This window comes from Bradyrhizobium sp. 192 (assembly GCF_023100965.1).
In the GTDB taxonomy this organism is placed as follows: domain Bacteria; phylum Pseudomonadota; class Alphaproteobacteria; order Rhizobiales; family Xanthobacteraceae; genus Bradyrhizobium; species Bradyrhizobium symbiodeficiens.
In genome coordinates this window covers 729,864-755,145 of record NZ_CP064690.1, presented here as the reverse complement: position 1 = coordinate 755,145, position 25,282 = coordinate 729,864, and the positions used below count along the sequence as shown (strand labels likewise).

Annotated in this window: 22 protein-coding genes and 1 pseudogene; 21 read left to right on the top strand and 2 right to left on the bottom strand. The window is 65.5% G+C overall.

All coding sequences use genetic code 11. The features are described from left to right. Window positions 1-76 precede the first annotated feature (76 nt). On the top strand, window positions 77-1,771 hold the full coding sequence (locus tag IVB24_RS03555; protein ID WP_247772061.1) for an AMP-binding protein: 1,695 nt from the start codon (window positions 77-79) through the stop codon (window positions 1,769-1,771). A gap of 55 nt (window positions 1,772-1,826) precedes the next feature. Here IVB24_RS03555 and IVB24_RS03550 read toward each other — a convergent pair whose 3' ends face one another. Beyond that, entirely contained in the window at window positions 1,827-2,828 is a 1,002-nt protein-coding gene (locus IVB24_RS03550) for an adenosine kinase (RefSeq protein ID WP_247772060.1), read from the bottom strand. Window positions 2,829-2,953: 125 nt separating this feature from the next. On the opposite strand from IVB24_RS03550, the gene murJ reads away from it, so the two are divergent. From murJ to trmB, 16 genes are all read left to right on the top strand, one after another. Beyond that, complete coding sequence (gene murJ / locus IVB24_RS03545; protein WP_247772059.1) at window positions 2,954-4,486, top strand: murein biosynthesis integral membrane protein MurJ; 1,533 nt, start codon at window positions 2,954-2,956, stop codon at window positions 4,484-4,486. Between the two features lie 92 nt (window positions 4,487-4,578). Continuing rightward, the gene (gene trpS / locus IVB24_RS03540; RefSeq protein WP_094976124.1) at window positions 4,579-5,631 is read left to right on the top strand and encodes a tryptophan--tRNA ligase; all 1,053 of its coding nucleotides are present in this window, start codon (window positions 4,579-4,581) and stop codon (window positions 5,629-5,631) included. A 91-nt stretch (window positions 5,632-5,722) separates the two neighbouring features. Then, the gene (locus IVB24_RS03535) at window positions 5,723-6,217 is read left to right on the top strand and encodes a universal stress protein (protein WP_247772058.1); all 495 of its coding nucleotides are present in this window, start codon (window positions 5,723-5,725) and stop codon (window positions 6,215-6,217) included. A 242-nt stretch (window positions 6,218-6,459) separates the two neighbouring features. Next, the gene (locus IVB24_RS03530; RefSeq protein ID WP_247772057.1) at window positions 6,460-7,029 is read left to right on the top strand and encodes a NifU family protein; all 570 of its coding nucleotides are present in this window, start codon (window positions 6,460-6,462) and stop codon (window positions 7,027-7,029) included. A gap of 88 nt (window positions 7,030-7,117) precedes the next feature. After that, a complete protein-coding gene (gene tsaB / locus IVB24_RS03525; RefSeq protein ID WP_247772056.1) occupies window positions 7,118-7,813 on the top strand; it encodes a tRNA (adenosine(37)-N6)-threonylcarbamoyltransferase complex dimerization subunit type 1 TsaB in 696 nt (231 codons plus the stop codon). Further along, window positions 7,810-8,295, top strand: coding sequence for a ribosomal protein S18-alanine N-acetyltransferase (gene rimI, locus IVB24_RS03520; RefSeq protein WP_166476595.1), 486 nt, complete (start codon window positions 7,810-7,812; stop codon window positions 8,293-8,295). Before tsaB ends, rimI begins: the two co-directional genes overlap by 4 nt. A gap of 39 nt (window positions 8,296-8,334) precedes the next feature. Further along, window positions 8,335-8,790, top strand: coding sequence for a Fur family transcriptional regulator (locus IVB24_RS03515; protein ID WP_094976119.1), 456 nt, complete (start codon window positions 8,335-8,337; stop codon window positions 8,788-8,790). A 5-nt stretch (window positions 8,791-8,795) separates the two neighbouring features. Then, window positions 8,796-9,476, top strand: a complete 681-nt coding sequence (locus IVB24_RS03510; RefSeq protein ID WP_247772055.1) for an HAD family hydrolase — start codon at window positions 8,796-8,798, stop codon at window positions 9,474-9,476. 147 nt (window positions 9,477-9,623) lie between these two features. Continuing rightward, window positions 9,624-11,018 carry a tRNA (N6-isopentenyl adenosine(37)-C2)-methylthiotransferase MiaB gene (miaB, locus tag IVB24_RS03505; RefSeq protein WP_247772054.1) on the top strand — a complete coding sequence of 465 codons (1,395 nt, stop codon included), beginning with the start codon at window positions 9,624-9,626 and terminating at the stop codon, window positions 11,016-11,018. Window positions 11,019-11,082: 64 nt separating this feature from the next. After that, on the top strand, window positions 11,083-12,081 hold the full coding sequence (locus tag IVB24_RS03500) for a PhoH family protein (protein WP_247772053.1): 999 nt from the start codon (window positions 11,083-11,085) through the stop codon (window positions 12,079-12,081). Between the two features lie 61 nt (window positions 12,082-12,142). Beyond that, window positions 12,143-12,652 carry an rRNA maturation RNase YbeY gene (gene ybeY / locus IVB24_RS03495; RefSeq protein WP_140481704.1) on the top strand — a complete coding sequence of 170 codons (510 nt, stop codon included), beginning with the start codon at window positions 12,143-12,145 and terminating at the stop codon, window positions 12,650-12,652. Between the two features lies 1 nt (window position 12,653). Then, window positions 12,654-13,772: a hemolysin family protein gene (locus tag IVB24_RS03490; protein WP_247772052.1), complete on the top strand. Its 1,119-nt coding sequence runs from the start codon at window positions 12,654-12,656 to the stop codon at window positions 13,770-13,772. After that, a complete protein-coding gene (lnt, locus tag IVB24_RS03485) occupies window positions 13,769-15,382 on the top strand; it encodes an apolipoprotein N-acyltransferase (protein WP_094976114.1) in 1,614 nt (537 codons plus the stop codon). Before IVB24_RS03490 ends, lnt begins: the two co-directional genes overlap by 4 nt. A gap of 213 nt (window positions 15,383-15,595) precedes the next feature. Then, window positions 15,596-16,009 carry a helix-turn-helix transcriptional regulator gene (locus tag IVB24_RS03480; protein ID WP_094894323.1) on the top strand — a complete coding sequence of 138 codons (414 nt, stop codon included), beginning with the start codon at window positions 15,596-15,598 and terminating at the stop codon, window positions 16,007-16,009. Between the two features lie 86 nt (window positions 16,010-16,095). Further along, window positions 16,096-17,253: a M20 family metallopeptidase gene (locus IVB24_RS03475; protein ID WP_247772051.1), complete on the top strand. Its 1,158-nt coding sequence runs from the start codon at window positions 16,096-16,098 to the stop codon at window positions 17,251-17,253. After that, entirely contained in the window at window positions 17,250-17,960 is a 711-nt protein-coding gene (gene trmB / locus IVB24_RS03470) for a tRNA (guanosine(46)-N7)-methyltransferase TrmB (protein WP_166467673.1), read from the top strand. Before IVB24_RS03475 ends, trmB begins: the two co-directional genes overlap by 4 nt. On the opposite strand, the gene IVB24_RS03465 is transcribed toward trmB, so the two are convergent. Next, window positions 17,957-19,039 (bottom strand): DUF2336 domain-containing protein, encoded by a 1,083-nt coding sequence (locus IVB24_RS03465; protein WP_247772050.1) that lies wholly within the window; start codon window positions 19,037-19,039, stop codon window positions 17,957-17,959. The two genes, trmB and IVB24_RS03465, sit on opposite strands and share 4 nt — an antisense overlap. A 377-nt stretch (window positions 19,040-19,416) precedes the next feature. On the opposite strand from IVB24_RS03465, the gene rimP reads away from it, so the two are divergent. From rimP to infB, 4 genes and pseudogenes are all read left to right on the top strand, one after another. After that, the gene (rimP, locus tag IVB24_RS03460) at window positions 19,417-20,172 is read left to right on the top strand and encodes a ribosome maturation factor RimP (protein ID WP_094976110.1); all 756 of its coding nucleotides are present in this window, start codon (window positions 19,417-19,419) and stop codon (window positions 20,170-20,172) included. A 2-nt stretch (window positions 20,173-20,174) separates the two neighbouring features. Continuing rightward, a complete protein-coding gene (gene nusA / locus IVB24_RS03455; protein ID WP_094976109.1) occupies window positions 20,175-21,785 on the top strand; it encodes a transcription termination factor NusA in 1,611 nt (536 codons plus the stop codon). Window positions 21,786-21,807: 22 nt separating this feature from the next. Further along, a complete protein-coding gene (locus IVB24_RS03450; protein WP_094976108.1) occupies window positions 21,808-22,491 on the top strand; it encodes an RNA-binding protein in 684 nt (227 codons plus the stop codon). A gap of 69 nt (window positions 22,492-22,560) precedes the next feature. Continuing rightward, window positions 22,561-25,265, top strand: a pseudogene (gene infB, locus IVB24_RS03445) (translation initiation factor IF-2). Window positions 25,266-25,282 lie beyond the last annotated feature (17 nt).

Here is a 25,282-nt window from a genome sequence, read left to right as displayed (position 1 = left end):
AGAACGTGGATGCCCGGGACAAGCCCGGGCATGACGGCGGAGGGACGGCGTCGATCATCTTTGAAGGGACTTTGAATTGACCAATAAAGCGGACAGCTACGTTTGCGGCATCTCGGACACGCCGCTGCTCGGCGACACCATCGGTCGCAGCCTCGAGCACGCGGTGCGGCGCTGGGGCGATCGCGAGGCGCTGGTTTCGCCCAGCCACGGCGTCAGATGGACCTGGAAGGAATTCGCCGGGCGGGTCGATGCGCTCGCCGCGGGCTTTCTCGCGCTCGGGCTCGAACGCGGGGAGCGGATCGGCATCTGGTCGCTGAACCGGCCCGAATGGACGCTGACCCAGTTCGCCGCCGCCAAGGCTGGCCTGATCCTGGTGACGATCAATCCGGCCTACCGGCTCAGCGAGCTCGAATTCGCGCTGAAAAAGGTCGGCTGCGCGGCGATCGTCACCGCCACTGCATTCAAGACCAGCAATTACATGGAAATGCTCAACACGCTGCTGCCGGAGCTGGCGGACGCCACGCCCGGACAGCTGCAGGCGGCGCGATTGCCGGCCTTGCGCATGGTCATCCAGATCGGCGGCCCGGCGGCTTCAGGCACGATCCCTTTCGAGGAGGTCGCGCGCATGGGCAGAGCGGGGCATCGCGAGCAACTTGCCGCGCTCGGTGCTGCGCTTCAGTTCGACGACCCCGTCAACATCCAGTTCACCAGCGGCACCACGGGATCGCCAAAGGGCGTCACGCTGACCCATCACAACATCCTCAACAACGGCTATTTCACGGGACGCGCGATGCGCCTGACGGAAGCGGATCGCATCTGCATTCCAGTGCCGCTCTATCATTGCTTCGGCATGGTGATGGGCAACCTAGCCTCGGTCACGCTCGGCACCACCATGGTCTACCCGGGCGAGGGCTTCGATCCGCTCGCGACGCTGCGTGCGGTCGAGCAGGAGAAATGCACCGCCCTGTACGGCGTGCCGACCATGTTCATCGCCGAACTCGATCACCCCGAGTTCAAGACGTTCAATCTGAAATCACTGCGCACCGGAATCATGGCGGGCGCGCCCTGCCCGATCGAGGTGATGAAGCGCGTCAACACCGAGATGAACATGCGCGAGGTCACGATCGCCTATGGCATGACCGAGACCAGCCCGGTGAGCTTCCAGAGCGCGACCGACGACCCGCTCGAGCGGCGCGTCTCCACGGTCGGCCGCATTCACCCGCATGTCGAGGTCAAGGTGATCGATCTCGAAGGCAAGATCGTGAAGCGGGGCGAGCGCGGCGAGCTCTGCACCCGCGGCTACAGCGTCATGCTGGGATATTGGGAGGAGAAGGAAAAGACGGCCGACGTGCTCGACGCCAATGGCTGGATGCATACCGGCGACCTCGCCACCATCGATGACGCCGGCTATTGCAACATCGTCGGCCGCATCAAGGACCTGGTGATCCGCGGCGGCGAGAACCTTTACCCGCGCGAGATCGAGGAATTCCTGTACCGTCACCCCAGGATTCAGGACGTGCAGATTTTTGGCGTCGCCGACAGCCGCTACGGCGAGGAGCTCTGTGCCTGGATCCGCGTCAGGCCGGGCGAAACGCTGACGGCCGAGGAGGTGCGTGCCTTCTGCGACGGCCAGATCGCGCACAACAAGATTCCGCGCTACGTCGAGTTCGTCGACGAGTTTCCGATGACGGTGACGGGAAAGATCCAGAAGTTCGTGATGCGCGATGCCGTGGAGCAGCGGCTTGGACTGACTGCGGCGAAGACGGCGTGAGTCTCACCGTCATTGCGAGGAGCTCGGCTCGCAATGACGGGGAGAGAGCGAGGGCCTAAGCCGTCAGCCCGCGCTGGCCGGCCAGCTCCTTCAGCGACACCAGCGGCCTCGCGCCGATGTGCTGGATGACTTCGGCAGCCGCGAGCGCACCGAGCTCACCACACTGCTTGTAGGCAAGATTGCGCGACAGGCCGTACAGGAAGCCTGCGGCGAACAGATCGCCGGCCCCGGTGGTATCGACCACCTTGTCGACCGGGAACGCAGGCGCTGCGACGGCGTCTTCAGACGAGACCACCATGCAGCCTTTCTCGCTGCGGGTGACCACGCCGAGATTGACGTCGTTGCGCAGCTGCTTCAGCGCGGTATCGAAGTCGGAGGTCATGTAGAGCGAATGCAGCTCGGACTCGTTGGCGAAGACGATGTCGACGGTGCCGTTGCGCATCAGTGAAAGAAACTCGTCGCGATAGCGGTCGACGCAGAAGGAATCCGACAGCGTCAGCGCCACCTTGCGCCTGGCGTCGTGGGCGATCTTGGCCGCCTTGACGAAGGCGTCCTTGGCGTTCTTGGGGTCCCAGAGATAACCCTCGAGATAGACGATACCGGCCGCAGCGATCTCGGTCGGGTCGATGTCGACGGGCGACAGGTCCTGCGCCGCGCCGAGATAGGTGTTCATGGTGCGCTCGCCGTCATCCGTGACCAGGATGTAGGAGCAGCCGGTGGCGGGGCCATCCGTCGCGGCGGGCGTGTTGAAGGCGACGCCGGCCGAGCGGATGTCGTGGACGTAGAGCTTGCCGATCTGGTCGTCCTTGACCTTGCCGACATAGGCGGCCCGTGCCCCCAGGCTGCCGATGCCGACGATGGTGTTGGCAGCCGAGCCGCCCGAGACTTCAGTGGCCGGCCCCATGTCGTTGTAGATGGCGGCCGCCCGCGCCTCGTCGATCAGGGACATGCTGCCCTTGGCCATGCCGTGTCTGGCCAAAAAGGCCTCGTCGGTCCTGACCAGCACGTCGAACAGCGCGTTGCCGATGCCGAGAACGTCATATTTCACGTCAGCCATTCACCTTGATCCTGTTTGGCGGATTGCGAACCCTGCGAAAATCCGCTTCCTGTCGGCCTGAAATCTGGGTCGCGGCCTATCACGACCGGGCCTGCGCGGGCAAGCAACGGTATGATAAAGAGCCGATGATCCGCTCCTTCCTGACCGTCTCGACGGGAACGCTGGCCTCGCGCCTGCTGGGCTTTGCCCGCGATTCCCTGATCGCGGCGCTGCTCGGCACCGGCGCGGTGGCGGATGCGTTTCTGGCGGCGTTTCAGCTCGTCAACGTGGTGCGCCGGCTGCTCAGCGAGGGGGCACTGAACGCGGCGCTGGTCCCGGCCTGGCTGCGCGTCCGGGACCACGATGGCGCGGCGGCCGCGGCGGCGTTCGCGGGACGCGTGCTCGGCACCGTAAGCGCGGCCCTGATCGCGATCTCGCTCGGCATTGCCCTGCTGATGCCGCTGATCATGACGGTCATCGCGCCCGGCTTTCTCGGTACCGGCACGCTCGACCTCGCGGTCCAGAACGCGCGGCTGATGCTGCCATACCTCGCCTTCGCCGGTCCCGTCACGGTGCTGATGGGTCTGCTGAATGCGCACGGACGCTTTGCGCTCACGGCGTTCTCGCCGCTGCTGTTCAACATCGCGCTGATCGCCGCGATCGCTTTGCTCCTGGTCTGGCACGCTGACGCCGGCTTCGCCGCCTGGCTGCTGGCCGCCACGGTCGGCGTCGCCGGCCTGCTGCAACTCCTGATGCTGCTGTCGCAGCGCAGCGCGCGCCTTGCGACGCCTCTGCGCATCAGTTTCGACAAGGAGATGCGCAGCTTCTTCGCCAAAGCGATCCCCGGCATGATCGCAAGCTCGGGCCCGCAATGGCTGATGGTGGCCGGCGCGATCATCGCATCGGCGACGCCGTCCGCGGTGTCATGGCTCTATTTCGCCAACCGCCTGATCGAGCTGCCGCTCGGCATCGTCGGCGTCGCCATGGGCACCGTGCTGGTGCCGGAGCTGACGCGCGCGGTGAGTGGCGGCGACCGTGAGGCGGTGGCGCATACGCAATCGCGCGCTCTCGAGCTTGCGACCGGGCTGGCGCTCCCTGCCACGCTCGGCCTGACCGTGCTGGCCGAACCGATCGTGCGGCTGTTGTTCGAGCATGGCGCGTTTGGTGCCGGGGACAGCGCGGCGACTGCGCACGCGCTGATATGGCTGGCTCTGGGCCTGCCCGCGCACGTGCTGATCAAGGCGCTGTCGCCGGCCTTCTATGCCCGCGGCGACACAATGACGCCGCTGCTCGCGACGGCCAAAGGGTTCGTGGTCGCGGTCGTGCTCGCGGTTCTGCTCGGCCATTTTTTCGGCGCGAGCGGGATCGCCGCGAGCATCGCGGCCGGCGCCTGGAGCAGCGCGCTCTCGCTGCTTCGCAAGGGCACGGCCGCGTTCGGCTTCTCGGTCGATGCTGCCGCCCGCAAGCGGCTGCCGCGGATCGTCCTAGCCGCAGCCGCCATGGGCGCCCTGCTCTGGCTGACCGTGGGCCTCGTGCCTGCCGAGACCCATGGCTTGATGAAGTTCGTCGTGCTGGGCGTGCAGATCGGAGCCGGATTGGCGGTTTATGGCCTGCTGCTGCAATTCCTCGGTGCCTCTTCCTTGCGCGAGGCTGTAGCCGCCTTGAAGCGGCCCGCCTAGCCCGGCCCCGGTGCGCGGGTCCATCGAATTGCCCTTGACGGGGCAGCGCCGCTGTTGGAAACGACAGCCGAATACCTATGGGAAGGCTTACCATGCCATTCGTTGAACGGGTCTTTTCGGGCGTCCAGCCGACGGGCAATCTGCACCTCGGCAATTACCTCGGCGCGATCGTCAACTTCGTGAAGATGCAGGAAACCCACAACTGCATCTATTGCGTCGTCGACATGCACGCGATCACGCAAGGCGTGGACGTCTGGGGCGGACCAGCCGAGCTCGCGCGCAATACCCGCGAGGTCACCGCGGCGTTCATCGCAAGCGGCATCGACCCCAAGAAGCACATCGTGTTCAACCAGAGCCAGGTCTCCGGCCATGCCGAGCTCGCCTGGATCTTCAACTGTGTCGCGCGCATGGGCTGGCTCGGCCGCATGACCCAGTTCAAGGAGAAGGCCGGCAAGGACCGCGAGAACGCCTCGGTCGGCCTGTTCGACTATCCGGTGCTGATGGCCGCCGACATCCTGCTCTACCGCGCCACCCACGTGCCGGTCGGTGAGGACCAGAAGCAGCATCTCGAGCTCTCGCGCGACATCGCGCAGAAGTTCAACAACGATTTCGGCGATTCGATCCGCACCCTCGGCGCCAATGACGGCCTGTTCTTCCCGCTGCCGGAACCGCTGATCACGGGGCCGGCGACACGCGTGATGAGCCTGCGCGACGGCACCAAGAAGATGTCGAAGTCGGATGCGTCGGACAATTCGCGCATCAATCTGACCGACGACGCCGACACCATCGCGCAGAAGATCCGCAAGGCGAAGACCGATCCGGAGCCGTTGCCGTCGGAGGAGAAGGGCCTGGAGGCCCGTCCCGAGGCCGACAATCTCGTCGGCATCTTCGCCGCGTTCTCCGGCCGCCCCAAGGCGGACGTGCTGCGAGAATTCGGCGGTGGCCAGTTCTCCAGCTTCAAGAACGCGCTGGCGGAGCTCTGCGTCACCAAGCTGGCGCCGATCGCCGGCGAGATGAAGCGCCTCGTCGCCGATCCCGGCCATATCGATTCGATCCTGAACGAAGGTTCCGATCGGGCCCGCGCCATCGCCGACGAGACCATGAAGCTCTCCAAGGACATCGTCGGATTCATTCGCCGGCGCTAGGACGGTCGGTGCCAGAGCGCCGGCCGCATCTCCTCTCCCCAACGCTGCGGGAGTGTGGCAGCATGCCGTCCCTGCACATTCCGGGACATGCATGACCAGCAAGCGACTTTGCTTCGAGCCGGGTCACAAGCCCAAATGCCTCGTCATCGTCGACGACACCGCCGAATGGGATCGCGCGGTCTACTACGCCAGTCGCTGGGCGATCCGCGCCGGCGGCGGCGTGGTGATGCTGCGCATCATCGAGCCCGAGCAGCAGACCCAGGAATGGCTAGGGGTCGCCGACATCATGCGCGCCGAGGCGCAGGAAGCGGCGGAAGCCGCGCTCGACCGTGCCGCCGGCCGCGCCAATGGCATCGCCGCGATCACGCCGGAACGGGTGATCCGCGAAGGCGCGCCGATGGAACAGCTGCTCGCGGTGATCGACGAGGACCCTGACATCGCCATGCTCGTGCTCGCCGCCAATCCCGGAGCGGAAGGTCCGGGGCCGCTGGTCTCGCTGCTGACCCATGCGCTGGGGGCGTTCCCGGTGCCGGTGACGATCATTTCCGGCGCGCTGAGCGACCAAAGCGTGGATTCGCTGTCGTAGCGTCCAGCCAGATATTCGTCATGCCCGGGCTTGTCCCGGGCATCCACGTTCTTTGGCACTGGGAAGCAAGGCGTGGATGGCCGGGTCAAACCCGGCCATGATTGCGAAGCTCTTTGGCTCTCTAACTCGCTGAAATAACAACGAAGTTTCCTCGCCACCCCCTTGACCGTGCGTTCGCCGTCGCCATCTGCTACTGGATAGCTCACGCGCCGGCCTTGAACCGGCGACGTCTGGAGAAAACCATGTTCATTCAAACCGAAGCCACCCCCAATCCCGCCACGCTAAAGTTCATTCCCGGCCGCGCCGTGGTCGACGGCAGCCCGATGGAATTTGCCAGCCGCGAATCGGCTGCGCAGTCGCCGCTGGCCGAAAAGCTGTTCGAGGTACCGGGCGTCACCGGCGTGTTCTACGGATCGGACTTCATCACCGTGACCAAGGCGGACGGTGAATGGCAGCAGCTCAAGCCCGCGATTCTCGGCGCCATCATGGAGCACTACATGTCCGGCGCGCCGCTGCTCGCCGACGGCGCGGCCCAGAGCGCTGCCGATCTCGACGACGAGGACGAGTTCTTCGACGAGGGCGATGCCGAAACGGTCGACATGATCAAGGACCTGATCGAGACCCGCGTGCGGCCGGCGGTCGCCAATGACGGCGGCGACATCACCTTCCGCGGCTTCAAGGACGGCATCGTCTATCTCAACATGAAGGGGTCGTGCGCCGGCTGCCCATCGTCGACCGCGACCCTCCAGCACGGCATCCAGAATTTGCTGAAGCACTTCGTGCCCGACGTGGTCGAAGTCCGGCCGATGTGATTAGAGCGCGAATGGCGAGTAGCGAATGGCGAATGGAACTCCGATCGGCTAGAGTGTTCGCTATTCGCCACTCGCCATTCGTTTTTTCATGCTGATCCTCGCCATCGATACCGCGCTCGACGCCTGCTCCGTTGCCGTGCTCGACACCGAAGCGGCCGAGCTCCTCGCGCAGGAGCAGCTTCTCATGAAGCGCGGCCACGCCGAGGCGCTGATGCCGATGATCGCGCGCGTGATGCAATCGGCCAATCTCGGCTTCACCTCGCTCGACCGCATCGCGGTCACGGTCGGCCCCGGAAGCTTCACCGGCCTGCGCGTCGGCATTTCGGCGGCGCGCGGCCTTGCGCTCGCGGCAGCGCGGCCGGCGATCGGCCTGACCACCTTGTCGGGCTATGCCGCCGCCATCGTGGGCCAGAGCAAATCGGCACCCGTGATCTCCGCAATCGACGCGCGCCACGACCATGTCTATTTCCAGATCGTCGCCGGCGACGGCAGCCAGCTGGTGCGGCCGAGCGTCGCGTCCGTCGACGCGGCGATTGCAGCCTCGCAGTTCGGCGCGCCGCATCTGGTCGGCAATGCCGCAAATATCCTCGCCGAGCGCTGGCCGAACGACGTCCCGCAGCCGGTCGCGGTCGACGCGCAGCCCGCGCCCGATATCGGCTGGGTCGCATGGCTCGGCGCTGCCGCCGATCCCGCGACGAATCCGGCGCGGCCGTTCTATCTGAAAGCGCCCGACGCCAAGCCGGCGGCACAGCCGCCGTTTGCAGCGCAAGCCGCGACCCCATGATGAGATGGCTGTTGGAATGGTGGCGCGGCGGCACTGCCGCCGTCGAGCCCGCATCCGTGCGTGACGCCGCGCGGCTGGCGCAGCTTCACGGCGCCTCCTTCGCACGCGGCTGGGGCGAGGGCGAATTCGAGAGCATGGTCGGCGAGCGCAACACGCTCGTACATCGGTTGCGCCATGGACGCAGGACCGTCGGATTCGCGGTGTCGCGGATCGGGGCGGATGAAGCGGAAATCCTCTCGATCGCCGTGGACGAGGCCTATCGCGGCCGCGGCTTCTCCCGCACGCTGCTGATGACCCATCTCGGCCATCTCGCAGGGCGCGGCGTGCGCACAATATTTCTCGAGGTCGAGGAAAATAACCAGCCGGCGCGGCGGCTCTACGACGGTGCCGGATTCGTAGTGGTCGGGCGCCGCGAACGCTACTATAAGCAGCCGAACGGGGAACAATTGAACGCCCTTCTGATGCGGCGTGACTTGTCGTAACATTGGTGGCAGAAAGCGCCCCCGCCAGGCAGACAAACTATGACCGCACTGAAACCTTCTTCCGCATCCAAGGCGTCCGGCATCGAAGCGCGCTGTGCCGCCACCGGCATGCGCATGACCGAGCAGCGCCGTGTCATCGCCCGCGTGCTCGCGGAGGCGCTCGATCATCCCGATGTCGAGGAATTGTACCGGCGTTGTGTCGCGGTCGACGACAAGATCTCGATCTCGACCGTCTATCGCACCGTCAAGCTGTTCGAGGATGCCGGCATCATCGAGCGCCATGACTTCCGCGAAGGCCGCGCGCGCTACGAGCAGATGCGCGACAGCCATCACGACCACCTCATCAATCTGCGCGACGGCAAGGTGATCGAGTTCACCTCCGAAGAGATCGAGAAGCTGCAGGCGGAAATCGCCCGCAAGCTCGGCTACAAGCTGGTCGACCACCGGCTCGAGCTCTATTGCGTCCCGCTCGACGACGACAAGCCGACGTCCTGAGTTTAGTGCCCGTAGACCTCATCATCTTCGACTGCGACGGTGTGCTCGTGGACAGCGAGGTCATTTCCTGTCGCGCGCATGCCGACGTGCTGACGCGGCACGGTTATCCGATCACCTCGGAGCAGGTGCTGGTCCGCTTCCTCGGCGTGTCCGAGAAGGACGCGCGGCGGATGGTCGAGCAGGAAATCGGCCGCAGCCTCCCGGGTGACCTGGAGCAGCAGATCAGCGCGGCCACGCTGCAATTCTACGCCAGCGATTTGCAGCCGATCACCCATGTGGCCGCGGCGATCGCCGCAATCGATCTGCCGAAATGCGTCGCATCGAGCGGCACGCCGGAGAAGATCACGCACGGCCTGACCTGCGCTGGCCTCTACGGCCTGCTCGCCCCGCACATCTTTTCGGCGAGCCAGGTCGCACGCGGCAAGCCCGCGCCCGATCTGTTCCTGTTTGCCGCTGCGCAGATGAAAGTCGCGCCCGAACGGTGCGTCGTGATCGAGGACAGCGTGCCCGGGGTGACCGGCGCGCACGCCGCCGGGATGACCGTGCTGGGCTTTCACGGCGGCAGCCACTGCCCGCCGGGACACGCCGAAAGGCTGCGCGCCGCCGGCGCCGGATTGACGTTCGACGATATGCGGCAATTGCCGGAGCTGGTCCGGCGGGTCGCTTTGGACACTCTGGCGGGCTGAATCTGACGCCAAACCTCGCGATTCCGCGCTTCGCGGCTAGTTGGCGGCTGCTTGGCGCCCCGAACGGGCCTTCCGCCCGGCGTTGGCTGGATTTTCCCCTCTCCAACCTATATCTGAGGGCCATCCTCCATCTCCATTCCGGGTTCCATGACGCCGCCGCGCAAGCTGCACATCAAATCATTTGGCTGCCAGATGAACGTCTACGATGCCCAGCGCATGGTGGACACGTTGGCTCCGGAAGGATTCGTGGAAACGGCCATCGCTGAAGACGCCGACCTCGTCATCCTCAACACCTGCCATATCCGCGAGAAGGCGTCCGAAAAGGTCTATTCCGAGCTCGGCCGGCTGCGCATCGCCAAGGACGAGGCCGCCCGCGCCGGGCGCACGATGCAGATCGCGGTCGCGGGCTGCGTGGCGCAGGCCGAAGGTGGGGAGATCACACGCCGCGCGCCTGTGGTCGACGTCGTTGTCGGCCCGCAGAGCTATCATCACCTTCCTGAGCTTTTGAAGCGTGCGCGCGACGAAGGCCGCGCGATCGAGACCGAGTTTCCCGCCCAGGACAAGTTCGGCTTTCTCGCCCAACCCAAGCCCGACGCCATCCGCGCGCGCGGCATTTCCGCTTTCGTCACGGTGCAGGAAGGTTGCGACAAGTTCTGCACCTTCTGCGTCGTGCCTTATACGCGCGGCGCCGAAGTGTCCCGGCCCGTGGCGAAGATCGTCGACGACGTGAAGCGGCTCGCCGACAACGGCGTGCGCGAGCTCACGCTGATCGGGCAGAACGTCAACGCCTATCATGGCGACGGGCCGGACGGAAAAACCTGGCCGCTCGGCAGGCTGCTCGAACATCTGGCGACGATTCCCGGCATCGCGCGGCTGCGCTACTCGACCAGCCACCCCCGCGACGTCGACGACAGTCTGATTGCGGCCCATCGCGATCTCGGTGCCCTGATGCCGTTCGTGCACCTGCCGGTGCAGTCGGGTTCGGACCGGATTCTGGCGGCCATGAACCGGAAACATACCGCCGATGATTATCTCGATGTCATCGACCGTTTCCGGTCTGCGCGCCAAGACATTGCTTTTTCATCAGATTTCATCGTCGGCTTCCCCGGCGAGAGCGAGCAAGATTTTCTCGCCACCCTCGCGCTTGTCACGCAAATCGGCTACGCTGCGGCTTATTCGTTCAAATACTCCGCCCGGCCGGGAACGCCGGCCGCGGACATGCAGGAGACGGTGTCCCCCGCCGAAATGGACCAACGATTGGAGCGGCTCCAGGAACTGATCGACAGCCAGCAATCGGCCTTCAACAAGGCCGCGATTGGCTCAACGGTCGACGTGCTGTTCGAGCGTCCGGCGCGCAAGCACGGCCAGATCGTCGGCCGCACCGCGTTTCTGCAGCCCGCCCATGTGATGGCCTCGCCCGACATCATCGGACGGATCCTGCCTGTCAGGATCGACAGCCTCGAACGCTACAGCTTCCTCGGCGAGCTCGTGCCCCCGCACGGCGCGCGCGAGCCCGCTTTATCGCAAGCCACTGGAGCCTGAACCCTTGCCCAAAAGCGCATCGGATTCGTCTTCGCTCGCTCCCAGCCGCAAATTTGACCGCGACATGCAAGTTCCGCCCGAGACCCAGGTCGTCATCGACTTCGACGACAACCGCGCCGCTTCCGCGCTGGTCGGCCCCTACGGCCAGCACCTGGCGCTGATCGAACGGCGGCTCGGCGTCGTGGTCGATTCGAAAGGGAACCACATCACCATCGGCGGCTCGCGCGACGGCTGCGACGCCGCTCGCCGCGTGCTGGAAACGCTCTACGCCCAGGCCGTGAAGGGGCAGGATCTCGACCAGGGCGAGGTCGAGGGCGCGATTCGCGCCGTGATCGCGCAAGGCTCGCTGTTCGAGTTCGACGCCAAATCGGCCAAATCGGCGGCCTTCGACAGCATCAATCTGCGCAAGCGCCCGGTGCGCGCACGCACGGCCGCTCAGGATTCCTATATCCGCGCACTGAAACGCCACGAGCTGGTGTTCGGCATCGGCCCGGCCGGTACCGGCAAGACCTGGCTCGCGGTCGCGCATGCCGCGCAACTGTTCGAGCGCAAGGAGGTTGACAAGATCATCCTGTCGCGTCCGGCGGTGGAAGCCGGCGAGCGGCTCGGTTTCCTGCCCGGCGATCTCCGCGAGAAGGTCGATCCTTATCTGCGCCCGATCTACGACGCGCTCTACGACCTCATGGATGCGCGCATCGTCGAGCGCGCGCTCCAGACCGGCGAGATCGAGATCGCGCCGCTCGCCTTCATGCGCGGCCGTACCCTCACCAACGCCGCCATCATCCTTGACGAGGCGCAGAACACCACGTCGATGCAGATGAAGATGTTCCTGACGCGCCTCGGCGAGAACAGCCGCATGATCGTGACCGGCGACCCCTCGCAGATCGATCTGCCGAACGGCCAGACCTCGGGCCTGGCCGAGGCGACTCGTCTGCTGAGCGGTGTCGAGGGCATTGCCCAGGTTCATTTCAAAGCCGAGGACGTGATCCGCCACGAACTCGTGGCGCGGATCGTCGCCGCCTACGAAGGCTCGCCGCAGCGGCCGGCCGCCGGCAAATCCTGACGAGGCAACAGCCGGACCCAGAGGGCGCGGACACGGCGCCTCATCGTTCCGAACAAAGACAATGTCGCAACCGAATCTTCCCATGACCGAGGTCCTCGTCGTCGCCGATTGCTGGCAAGGCGAGCCCGACTCCGAAGCCGTGATCCAACGTGCGGTCGCAGCCGCGGCCGAAAGTGTCGACGAAGACGTTGCCGACGCGGAAGTGGCGGTGATGCTGACCGATGATGCCGGCATCCGCACCCTCAACAGCAATTGGCGCGGCATCGACAAGCCGACCAACGTGCTGTCGTTTCCCGCGCTCCAGCAGGAGAGCGAACGGAAGCCGGGCGATGCACCGCGCATGCTCGGCGATATCGCGATCGCCTACGAGACCATGCGGCGCGAGGCGGACGAGGAACAGAAGCCGTTCGACCACCATTTGAGCCATCTCGCCGTGCACGGCTTCCTGCACCTGATCGGCTACGACCACGAGAACGACGGCGACGCCGAAGAGATGGAAGCACTGGAGACGCAGATCCTGGCTCACCTGGGAATTCCCGATCCCTATGCAGACCGCGCAGGGACGCACTGAGATGCCGGACTCCGACCCGATCCACGACAACCCGCGCCACTCGGCCAATTTGCCGGTCGTGGTGACCCAGGGCGAGGTGATGCGCCCGACCGCCGACGGCTGGCTCCTGCGCGCCATTCGCACGCTGTTCGGCTGGAAGGCGGGATCGGTGCGCGACGACCTCCAGGTCGTGCTCGATGCAACGACGCCCGACGACACCGGCTTCTCGGCGGTCGAGCGCACCATGCTGCGCAACATCCTTGGTCTGCACGAGCGCCGCATCGCAGACGTCATGGTGCATCGCGCCGACGTCATCGCGGTCAAGCGCGACATCCCGCTCGGCGAGTTGATGGACCGCTTCGAGAGCGCCGGCCATTCGCGCCTCGTGGTCTTCAACGAGACGCTCGACGATCCCGTCGGCATCGTCCACATCCGCGACCTGCTCGCTTTCATGACCTCGCGTGCCCGCGTGTCGGAAGCCACCAAGACCAAGCGCAAGAAGCCGCTGCCGGCCGGGCTCGACCTCCGCGCCGTCGATCTCGCGATGCCGCTCGAGGATGCGCGCATCATCCGCAAGCTGCTCTACGTGCCGCCGTCGATGCGGGCGATCGACCTGCTGGCGCAGATGCAGGCCACGCGCATTCACCTGGCGCTGGTGGTCGACGAATATGGCGGCAGCGACGGGCTGGTCTCGCTCGAGGACATCGTCGAGCAGATCGTTGGCGAGATCGACGACGAACACGACAGCGACGAGCCGCCCTCGATCGTGCGCCTGCCCGACAATGCCTTCATCGCCGACGCCCGCGCCAGCCTCGATGACGTTCGCACGGTGATCGGCGAGGATTTCGTCACCGGCGAGGCGGGCGAGGAAGTGGAGACTCTCGGCGGCTATCTCGTCAGCTTCGTCGGGCGCCTGCCGGTGCGCGGCGAGGTGATCTCGGGTCCTGGCAATTACGAGATCGAGGTGCTCGATGCCGATCCGCGCCGCGTCAAGCGGCTGCGCATCTCGACGCGGAAGGAGCGCCCCGCGCCGCGCACTCAGCGCGAGACCCGGCGCCGCGAGGCCGCGCCGGACAGCGGTCAACCGCCGGCCAATGACACGCCCGCCCCGCCGCCGAGCGACGGGACCGGCCAGCAGTGAGCCCGTTCCAGCGACTTCGGCAAATTGCACTTGCCATCATCCTCGCCTGGGGGTGGAAGCGCGCCGTCATCGCCATGGCGTGCGGAGCGCTGTCGGTGCTGGCACTGGCGCCGTTCAACCTGTTCCCGGTGCTGTTCATCACCTTCCCGGTGCTGGTCTGGCTGATCGACGGCGCCGGCGCCGGACGCTATGGCGGCGTCCCCGCCGCGGCGCTGACCGGCTACTGGTTCGGGCTCGGCTATTTCGTCCCTGGTCTCTACTGGATCGGCTACGCCTTCTTCGTCGATGCCGATACATTCGCCTGGCTGACGCCGTTCGCCGTGCTTGGCCTGCCGGCCTATCTCTCGATCTTCACCGCGATCGGATTTGCGCTGGCCCGCCTACTCTGGACCAAGGATGCCACGCGCATTCTGGCGCTCGCCGCAAGCCTCACCATCGCCGAATGGCTGCGCGGTCACGCGCTGACCGGCTTTCCCTGGAACGCGTTCGGTTACGCGCTGTCCGAGCCGTTGCCGCTGGCGCAGACCGCCTCGCTGGTCGGCCTGTGGGGCATGACGTTCCTGACGGTTGCGATCTTCGCGAGCCCCGCGACGCTGATCGACCGCACGCCCGATCGCCGCCTGGCGTGGCGCGTGCCGGCGGCTGCAATTGCGCTCCTGCTTGTCATGAGCATCTTCGGCGCGATCCGCCTGTCGCTGCATCCAACCACGATGGTCTCAGGCGTCAAGTTGCGCCTGATGCAACCGAACCTGCAGCAGGACGCCAAGTTCAACTACGCCGCCAAATCGGAGGTGATGAAAAAATACCTGGCGCTGTCGGACCGCGCCTCCGGCCCGCAATCGACAGGCGTGCGCGATGCCACCATCCTGATCTGGCCGGAATCCGCCTTTCCGTTCTTCCTGACCCGCGAAGTCGACGCGATGGCGCAAATCGCCGAGCTTCTGGCGAAAGGCACGGTGCTGATCACGGGTTCGGTCCGCGCGCCCGACCTGCCGCGCGGCACGCCGATCACGCGTGCCTATAATTCGATTTACGTCATCGATCACGACGGCAGCGTGCTCGCAGTGTACGACAAGTTGCATTTGGTGCCTTTCGGAGAATTTCTTCCCTACCAGGCATTGATGGAGAAGCTCGGTTTCGAGCAACTGACGCGCATGCGCGGCGGCTTCATTCCCGGCACAGTGCGTCATGCGCTGCAGGTGCCCGGAGCGCCGCCTGCGCTACCGCTGATCTGTTACGAAGCAATCTTTCCCGGCGAAGTGGCTGGACGCAACGAACGCCCGGGCTGGATCGTCAACCTCACCAATGACGGCTGGTTCGGCATTTCGACTGGTCCCTATCAGCATCTGGAGCAGTCGCGGATGCGCGCCATCGAGCTTGGATTGCCGCTCGTCCGCTCGGCCAATACGGGTGTCTCTGCGGTGATCGATCCCGTGGGCCGCACCGTCGCCAGCCTCGGTCTCGGAATCGAAGGCATTTTGGATGCAAGTCTGCCTGCCGCGATCTCACCGACCGTCTATGCGCGGGTGGGCGATGTGCCGGCCGCCATGCTCGTCGCAGTGGCCGTGTTTCTGGCCGTCCGCCGACGCACCGCCAAGCGGAAGGCCTGATCGCGCCGTCGCGGCCGGAAGCTTTTGACAACCGTAGTCCCACGGTTGACAGACTGCACGCGGGCTCCCCATTCTGCACCGGCTGCAAAAGACAGTGGTGCATTGCTAAATTTCTCCGCAATGTTTTCCAATAAGAGGGTTTGATTTGACGTTGCTTGCACCTGAGGCACTCCGGTTGATTGCGCTGAAGGTGGTGTTTGGAGGGCTGAGGAAATGTCGAAAGCGCCCAACCCTGTTGACAAATATGTCGGCAGTCGCGTGCGTATGCGCCGCATCATGTTGGGCATGAGCCAGGAAAAGCTCGGTGAAGCTTTGGGCCTGACTTTCCAGCAAGTTCAGAAATACGAGAAGGGCACCAACCGTGTAGGCGCGAGCCGCATCCAGCAGATCGCCGAGATTCTGCAGGTGCCGGTGTCGTTCCTGTTCGAGGGCGGCCCGAGCGGCGTGGCGGGTCCGGATGGCTTCAGCGAAGGCGCCTCGCCCTCCTATGTGTCGGACTTTCTCGCGACCTCCGAGGGGCTTGCCTTGACCAAGGCATTCACGCGAATCACCGATTCGAAGATGCGCCGCTCGATCGTCGATCTCGTCGAGCAGATCGCGGCCCGCGAAGGCCCCGACAAGCGCTGACGCACTATCTCAATCGCGATTTGAGACGGCGTGAAATCTGGCCTATGTCGTCATTTCCGGCCGCGCTTTGATGCGTGTCCGCTTCGATGATGCGATTCAAGGGCACAGATGCGCGCATGACCAGCTCCAATTGGTTCGATTCCCAAACTATTCTCGATGGTATCCGCCGCTGGGTGGAGATCGAGACGCCGACGGAAGCGCCTGAACAGGTCAACAGGCTGATGTCCGTGGTCGCGGAGCAATACCGCGATCTGCCCGTCACGCTCGAGCGCGTCGACGGCGTCGACGGCTGCGGCGACCATCTCATCGCGCGCACGAATTGGGGGCAGGACCGGCCGGGCATCCTGGTGCTGAGCCACCTCGACACCGTTCATCCCATGGGATTCATCGAGCGCCTACCGTTCAAGGTCGACGGTGACGTCGCGTTCGGTCCCGGCATCTACGACATGAAGGGCGGCGCCTACATCGCCCATCACGCGTTTCGCGCACTGTGTGCCGCAGTCGATCGCTCGCCGCTCGGCATCACGCATCTGTTCACCTCCGACGAGGAGATCGGCAGCCCCACCTCTCGCACACTCATCGAGGCGGAAGGGCGCAAGGCCAAATACGTGCTGGTGACGGAGCCGGCGCGCGACGGCGGCAAGATCGTCACCGGACGCAAGGGCGTCGGACGCTTCAAGGTATCAATCAGAGGCGTGCCCGCGCATGCCGGCTCACGGCCGGAAGACGGCCGCAGCGCCGTGCGCGAGCTCGGCAACGTCATCCTGGCTCTGGAAGGGATGAACGACCTCGCGCGTGGCGTCACCGTCAATGTCGGTGTGGTGCGTGGCGGCACGCGCCCCAACGTCACCCCCGAAGAAGCCTTTGCCGAAGTCGATTTGCGCGTGCTGAGCCTCAAGGACGCAGAGGAGTTCGTCGGCAAGATCCTTGGGCTGACATCGAAGACCGACGGCGTCACCGTTACCGTCACCGGCGGGCTCAATCGTCCGCCCTACGAGAAGAGCAACGCAGGCGCCTCGCTCTACGAGCATGCGAAGACACTCGCCGGCGAGATCGGCTTCGAGCTGGTCGACACCCACACCGGCGGCGGCTCGGACGGCAATTTCACCGCGGCCCATACCGCGACGCTCGACGGTCTCGGCGTCGACGGCAAGGGCGCGCACACCCATTATGAGCAGATCTACATCTCGTCGCTAGCCCCCCGCGCGCGGCTGCTCCATCGCCTGTACCAGACGCTGCGATGAGCGAGCGCAAATCAGACCCCGATCGCGATGACAGCGAGCGCGCGTTCTTCGGGCGCCGCAAGGGCCACAAGCTCAGGCAGCACCAGGCCGAGCTGATTGGTCATCTGCTGCCGCATCTGGCGCTCGACATCGCCAGCGAGACGCCGGCGGATGCAGGCGAGATCTTCGACCCCGCCACTGAAGATGTGCGGCTCGAGATCGGCTTCGGCGGCGGCGAGCATCTCGCGGCCGAGGCCCGGAGCTTCGCCACGACCGGCTTCATCGGCTGTGAGCCCTATGTCAACGGCATGGCAAAGATCCTCGCGCAGATCGAGGCCGCCAACATCGGCAACATCCGCCTGTTTGCAGGCGATGCGGCCGAACTGCTGGCCTGGCTGCCGAAGGCATCGCTGTCGCGGATCGACCTGATCCATCCGGATCCTTGGCCGAAGCGGCGGCACTGGAAACGGCGCTTCGTCCAGGACAGGACGATCGCGGCGATGGCGCGCGTGCTGAAGCCGAACGGCGAATTCCGCTTCGTCTGCGACATCGACGATTACTGCGCCTGGACACTGTCGCATCTTGCGCATTCCCAGGATTTCGTCTGGCTTGCCGAACGCGCCGACGATTTCAGGCAGCCATGGGCGGGCTACACCATGACGCGCTACGGCCGGAAGGCCACGCGCGAAGGACGCAAGGCGGCTTATCTGCGGTTCAGGCGACTCTAGATCGTCTGCCGGTTGCGCCAGAAATTCACGACCCGCTCGGCGGTCGTCGGCATCAGGCGCGTGAAGTTGACGCGCGCGGCCTCGATGTCGGCATCGGCCGGCGTGCGGTGCGGGCCGTACCAGAGCAGGATGAGCGCGCGCACCGTGGGCCAGCCGAGATTCAGTACGCGGCCGAGAATGAGAATCGGATCGTAGCGATCGCCTGAGATCAGGCGGTCGAGGATCGAGAGGCGAACGCCGGACATCGCCGAGAGCGAGGCGATCGATTCCTCGTATTTGCTCGCCTTGGCGAAGCCGAGCAGCGCGCTCTCGCCGAGATGGCCGCCGCGATGCAACGCAAGCACCGTGCGCTGGGCAGCCGAGAAATCGCGCCGTGGCCCCGGCGGCAGCGCGGCCTCCTCGATTGCCACCATCGCGCGCTTGATCTCGACCTGGCGCGCGGGATTGACCACGCTGGAGAGCCGGCGGCGGATGACGTCGAGCGTACCGTCCAAAAGCTGTTTCAGGTTCTCGCCCGAGAGATCGTTGCGCTGGCCGATCTTGAGCGTCAGCACGCCGTCCTGCGCCGCGCGCTTGATCAGCTCGGAATAGCTGCCAGGCGAGAACACCGCACCGGCATTGGCCGCGGCGCGGCGCACCACGTTGCGATCGCCGCGCTCGACCAGCACGTCGGTGATGAGGGGAGACAAAGCGGGGCGCTCCGTCATCGCCAGCAGATGCCCTTGACCTTTCAACCGCGCAATCTCGACCAGCGCGGCGTCGTCGAGCACGGGGGAGCGGCGCAGCACCGGACCCGCGACCGCGATTTCGTTTTCGCGCGCGAGCTGATTCACCAGATGCGGCGGTGCATTGTTCAACTGCGAGAAGCGCTCGGCGAGATCGACGCGCGAGGCAAGCTCGGCATGCGGGACGAGATCGATCAGGAGATTGTCGAAGAGATCGATGAGCTCGGGACGAAGATGGGCGGAATCCTGGAAGAACAGTTCGGAGATGGCGCGCGCGATCTCGCCACGTCGCCGCGGATCGCCGCGCTTGACGATATCGTCCAGTCCGGGAATGAGCGACGTGGCAACGGTCATGAAAACGCAAACTCGTAGGGGGCACGCCGCGGGCGCGCCCTTGGTCCAAGCCGCCCCACAATCAGGGAATTTAGACCTCCGAGGTGAAGGAAGCGTTAGGCCCGGGACGCCGCGAATCGGGCGCAAAAAGCCTCGTTTGGCCTGCGATGGGCCTTGTCCGGAGGGACAGAAAGCGCTATATCAGCGCCAATTCATCTTCTCATACGATCCGCGTAGTGAGAGTGGGCCCGAAAGGACCCGCTCTTTTTTATTACCCGAACGCGGCTTGGCGGAAGATGTAGCCCGACGCGCTGTCGGGAAGTTTCCGAAGCGGGCTTTGAAAATCTTAACCAAGCCTTAACCCCAAGCCTTATCCAACGAGCGCCTTGACCCCTGATATGACCGAACCGAACACTGGTTCCACGGATGCCGAGTTGCTGGCCGAGCCGAGGCTCGTGGTCGAGCCGGGCGTGGCGGCACGTGTGTCTGCGGTCGCAGGTCCGGTGCTCGAGGGCATGGGCTACCGGCTGGTGCGGATCCGCATCTCCGGCGAGGCCGGCTGCACCGTGCAGATCATGGCCGAGCGGCCGGACGGCTCGATGCAGCTCGAGGATTGCGAGGCGATCTCGCGGGCGTTGTCGCCCGTGCTGGACGTCGCCGATCCCATCGATCGCGCCTATCGGCTGGAAGTTTCCTCGCCCGGGATCGACCGGCCGCTGGTCCGCCGTTCCGATTTCGAACGCTATTCCGGCCATCTGGTGAAGATCGACATGGCCGTCGCCCATGAGGGACGCAAGCGGTTCCGTGGCAAGCTGGGCGCCGTCGAGGGCGACCGGGTGCACCTGCGTCGCGACGACGCCAAGGCGAGCGACAATCCCGACGTCCTGCTGACGATGGAAGATATCGGCGAGGCCCGGCTGGTGCTGACCGACGATCTGATCGCGGAATCCATGCGCCGCGGCAAGGCCGAGGAGCGCCAGATGCGCCGCAATCTCGGGCTGGAGCCGCCGGCTGCGCCGCACGCCGAGATCAGCGCGAAGATCACCAAGAACACCAAGCCGCAAAAGAAGCCGGCCCCGACCAACACAAAGAAACATCGCCTTGCTGCCGAACGCGCGCGGCGTGGCGAGATCGAGCCTGACGAAGGAGACTAGCCATGGCAGTCAGCGCCAATCGACTTGAGTTGCTCCAGATCGCCGATGCCGTTGCGCGCGAGAAATCGATCGACCGCGGCATCGTCATCGCCGCGATGGAGGATGCCATCGCCAAGGCGGCGCGGGCACGTTACGGCAGCGAAACTGACGTTCACGCCGAGATCGACCCGAAGAAGGGCGAGCTGCGGCTGTCGCGCCACATGCTGGTGGTCGAGAAGGTCGAAAACCATTCCAACCAGATCTCGCTGGTGGATGCACAGCGCGCCAATCCCGGCGCCCAGGTCGGCGACACCATCGCCGACACCCTGCCGCCGCTGGAATATGGCCGCATCGCCGCGCAGTCGGCCAAGCAGGTCATCGTGCAGAAGGTCCGCGAGGCCGAGCGCGACCGGCAGTATCAGGAATTCAAGGACCGCATCGGCGACATCGTCAACGGCGTCGTCAAGCGCGTCGAATATGGCAGCGTGATCGTCGATCTCGGCCGGGGCGAAGCCATCATCCGCCGCGACGAGATGCTGCCGCGCGAAGTGTTCCGCAACGGCGACCGCGTCCGGGCCTACATCTTCGACGTCCGCCGCGAGACCCGTGGCCCGCAGATCTTCCTCTCCCGCACCCATCCGCAATTCATGGCGAAGCTGTTCGCACAGGAAGTGCCGGAGATCTATGACGGCATCGTCGAGATCAAGGCGGTTGCCCGCGATCCGGGCTCGCGCGCGAAAATCGGCGTGATTTCCCGGGATTCCTCGGTCGATCCGGTCGGCGCCTGCGTCGGTATGCGCGGCTCGCGCGTGCAGGCCGTGGTGAACGAATTGCAGGGCGAGAAGATCGACATCATCCCGTGGTCGCCCGACATCGCGACCTTCGTGGTCAACGCGCTGGCGCCGGCCGAAGTGTCCAAGGTCGTCATCGACGAGGACCGCGAGCGCATCGAGGTCGTGGTGCCCGACACCAACAACCAGCTCTCGCTGGCGATCGGCCGCCGCGGCCAGAACGTGCGTCTGGCCTCGCAGCTCACCGGCTGGGACATCGACATCCTGACCGAGCAGGAGGAATCGGAGCGCCGCCAGGCCGACTTCGAGAATTCCACCCGCGTCTTCATGGAATCGCTCAACGTCGACGAAGTGGTCGGCCAGCTGCTGGCGTCCGAAGGCTTCACCTCGGTTGAGGAACTCGCCATGGTGGACCTCAAGGAACTCGCCGGTATCGAAGGCTTCGACGAGGAGACCGCGCAGGAACTCCAGAACCGTGCCCGCGAATATCTCGAGCAGCAGGAAGCGGAGATCGAGGCCCGCCGCAGGGAGCTCGGTGTCGAGGACGCCGTCAAGGACGTGCCCGGCGTCACCTCCAAGATGCTGGTGAAGTTCGGCGAGAACGACATCAAGACGGTCGAGGACCTCGCCGGCTGCGCCACCGACGATCTGGTCGGCTGGACCGAGCGCAAGGAAGGCGGCGAGCAGACCAAGTTCCCGGGCGCGCTCGACGGTATCGACATTTCCCGTGACGATGCCGAGGCGATGATCATGCAGGCCCGCGTCAAGGCCGGCTGGATCACCGAGGCCGATCTCGCCAAGCCCACTGAGGAGGCCGAGGCGACTGAAGATCAGCCGGCTTAGGGCGAAGGAGGATGTCGCCCGGATGCTCACCGATACTGACCCCGAACTTGACCATGGACCGCGGACCGAAAGGTCCGCGACCATGCGGATGTGCGCGGTCAGTCGGCAGGTCCGGCCGATCGACGAGCTGATCCGCTTCGTCATTTCGCCGCAGGGCGACGTAGTTCCAGATCTCAAGCGCAAGCTGCCCGGACGCGGCATGTGGCTCACCGCCTCTCGCGGGGTGGTTGCGGAAGCCGTCCGGCGTCACCATTTTGGCAAGGCCTTCAAGCGCGAGTTGCGCATCCCTCAGACGCTTCCTGCCGATATCGAGGCGCTTCTGGTTCGGAGCGTGACTGAAGCCCTTGGGATCGCTGCCAAGGCCGGTCAGGTCGTGGCCGGCTTCGGCAAGGTCGAAAGCGCCCTTCGGGAAGGCACGGCCGAGGTCCTGATCCACGCCAGCGACGGGGCCGCGGACGGAATCCGCAAATTGGACATGCTGGCGCGTCAAAATGCCGGAAATCGCGGCGCCAAGCCGCAGATTACCGTCGTCACGGCGCTGAAATCGTTAGAATTGGATTTGGCACTGACCCGGTCAAATGTGATACATGCTGCCCTGCTCGCGGGCCCGGCGAGCAGGTCATTCCTGTCACGTAGCCAGATGCTGGTCCGATACCGGATGGCGGACGCTGACAAGACTGCCGAAAAGCCCGGCCAGGATTTCTGAGAGATACGACGACCCGATTGGACGGTGCGGCAACGCACAACACTGATAAATCAGGATTAGGACTGCTGAATGGTTGATACCAAGACCCCTGACGACAAAAAGCTGAGCGTTCCGAGCAAGACGCTATCGCTCAAGCCGCGCGTCGAAACGGGCACTGTCCGCCAGAGCTTCAGCCACGGCCGCAGCAAGCAGGTCGTGGTCGAGAAGCGCGGCAAGCGCCGCATCGACGGCAGTGCCGAACCGCAGGCTCCCACGGTTGTCGCGAAGCCGGCACCGGTCGCGCCAACTCCGACGCCCGCTCCGTCGCGCCCGGCGCCGCCGCGCAACGCCGGATCCGGCGTGGTGCTGCGCACGCTGACCGAGGACGAACGTTCCGCCCGCGCCAGCGCGCTGGCCGACGCCAAGGTGCGCGAAGTCGAAGAGCGCCGCCAGGCCGAGGAAGAGGCCCAGCGCCGCGCTGTTCGCGAAGCCGCTGAACGCATCGAGCGCGAAGCGGCCGAATCCCGCCGCAAGGCCGAGGAAGAGCGTCACCGTCACGAGGACGAAGCCAAGCGCAAGGCAGAGACCGAGGCCAAGAAGCGTTTTGGCGAAGGCGAGCAGCCGGCATCCGCGCCGCGCCCCGCCGCCCCCCCGCAGCTCCGGCGCCGCGTCCCGGCGCCCCCGCCGCGCGCCCCGGCACCACCACGGCACGCCCGGGAACATCGACCGCGCGTCCCGGAGCGACCACAGCGAGACCGGCAGGTGGCCCGTTGGGCCGCGCGCCCGCGGTTGCTGCCGGCCCGGACGAGGACGATGGTCCTCGCCAGATCCGCCGCGGTCCCGGCGGCGCCGCGCGTCCCGTTGTAGCCCCCAAGCCCACCCACAAGCCCGGCCCGCAGAAGGAGCGCGGCCGCCTGACCGTCGTCACCGCATTCAATGCCGACGACGTGCGCGAGCGCTCGATCGCCTCGTTCCGCCGCCGCACCCAGCGCCTGAAGGGCCATGCCGCGAACGAGCCGAAGGAAAAACTGATCCGCGAAGTGGTCATTCCGGAAGCGATCACGATCCAGGAACTCGCCAACCGCATGTCCGAGCGCGCGGTGGAAATCATCCGCATGCTGATGAAGCAGGGCGCGATCCACAAGATCACCGACGTGATCGACGCCGACACCGCGCAGCTGATCGCCGAAGAGCTCGGCCACACCGTCAAGCGCGTTGCCGCGTCCGACGTTGAAGAAGGCCTGTTCGACGCCACCGACGATTCGACCGACACCGAGACCCGTTCGCCTGTGGTGACCGTGATGGGCCACGTCGATCACGGCAAGACCTCGCTGCTCGACGCGCTCCGTCATGCCAACGTCGTCTCCGGCGAAGCCGGCGGCATCACCCAGCATATCGGCGCCTATCAGGTGCTGTCGCCCGAAAGCGGCAAGAAGATCACCTTCATCGACACGCCCGGCCACGCCGCGTTCACCGCGATGCGCGCCCGCGGCGCCAAGGTCACCGACATCGTCGTGCTGGTGGTCGCGGCCGATGATGGCGTCATGCCGCAGACGATCGAAGCCATCAACCACGCCAAGGCGGCGCGGGTGCCGATCATCGTTGCCATCAACAAGATCGACAAGCCCGATGCCAAACCCGAGCGCGTGCGCACCGAGCTGCTCCAGCACGAGGTGCAGGTCGAATCGTTCGGCGGCGACGTCGTCGACGTCGAAGTGTCCGCCAAGAACAAGACCAATCTCGACAAGCTGCTCGAGATGATCGCGCTCCAGGCCGATATCCTCGACCTCAAGACCAATTCGGAACGGCCGGCCGAGGGCACCGTGATCGAAGCCAAGCTCGACCGCGGCCGCGGTCCGGTCGCGACCGTGTTGGTCCAGCGCGGCACGCTCCGGGTCGGCGACATTATCGTCGCCGGCGCCGAGATGGGCCGCGTGCGCGCGCTGATCTCGGATCAGGGCGAGACCGTCCAGGAAGCAGGTCCGTCGGTGCCGGTCGAAGTGCTCGGCTTCAACGGTCCGCCGGAAGCCGGCGATCGTCTCGCCGTGGTCGAGAACGAAGCCCGCGCCCGCCAGGTCACGAGCTACCGTGCGCACCAGAAGCGCGAGAACGCGGCTGCCTCGATCTCCGGCATGCGCGGCTCGCTCGAGCAGATGATGTCGCAATTGAAGACGGCGGGCCGCAAGGAATTCCCGCTGATCATCAAGGCCGACGTGCAGGGCTCGCTGGAAGCGATCCTCGGCTCGCTGGAGAAGCTCGGCACCGACGAAGTCGCCGCCCGCATCCTGCATGCCGGCGTCGGCGGCATCTCGGAATCCGACGTGACGCTGGCGGAAGGTTTCAACGCCGCGATCATCGGCTTCTCGGTTCGTGCCAACAAGGAGGCCGCTGCGGCCGCCAAGCGCAACGGCATCGAGATCCGCTACTACAACATCATCTACGACCTCGTGGACGACGTGAAGAAGGCGATGAGCGGTCTGCTCGCGCCGACCTTGCGCGAAACCATGCTCGGCAATGCCGCGATCCTGGAGATCTTCAACATCTCCAAGGTCGGCAAGGTCGCTGGCTGCCGCGTCACCGACGGCACCGTGGAACGCGGCGCCAATGTGCGCCTGATCCGCGACAACGTCGTCGTGCACGAAGGCAAGCTGTCGACGCTGAAGCGCTTCAAGGACGAAGTGAAGGAAGTCCAGTCCGGTCAGGAATGCGGCATGGCCTTCGAGAACTACCACGACATGCGTGCCGGTGACGTGATCGAGTGTTACCGCGTAGAGACGATCCAGCGCTCCCTGTAAGTCCAAATCTTACCGAA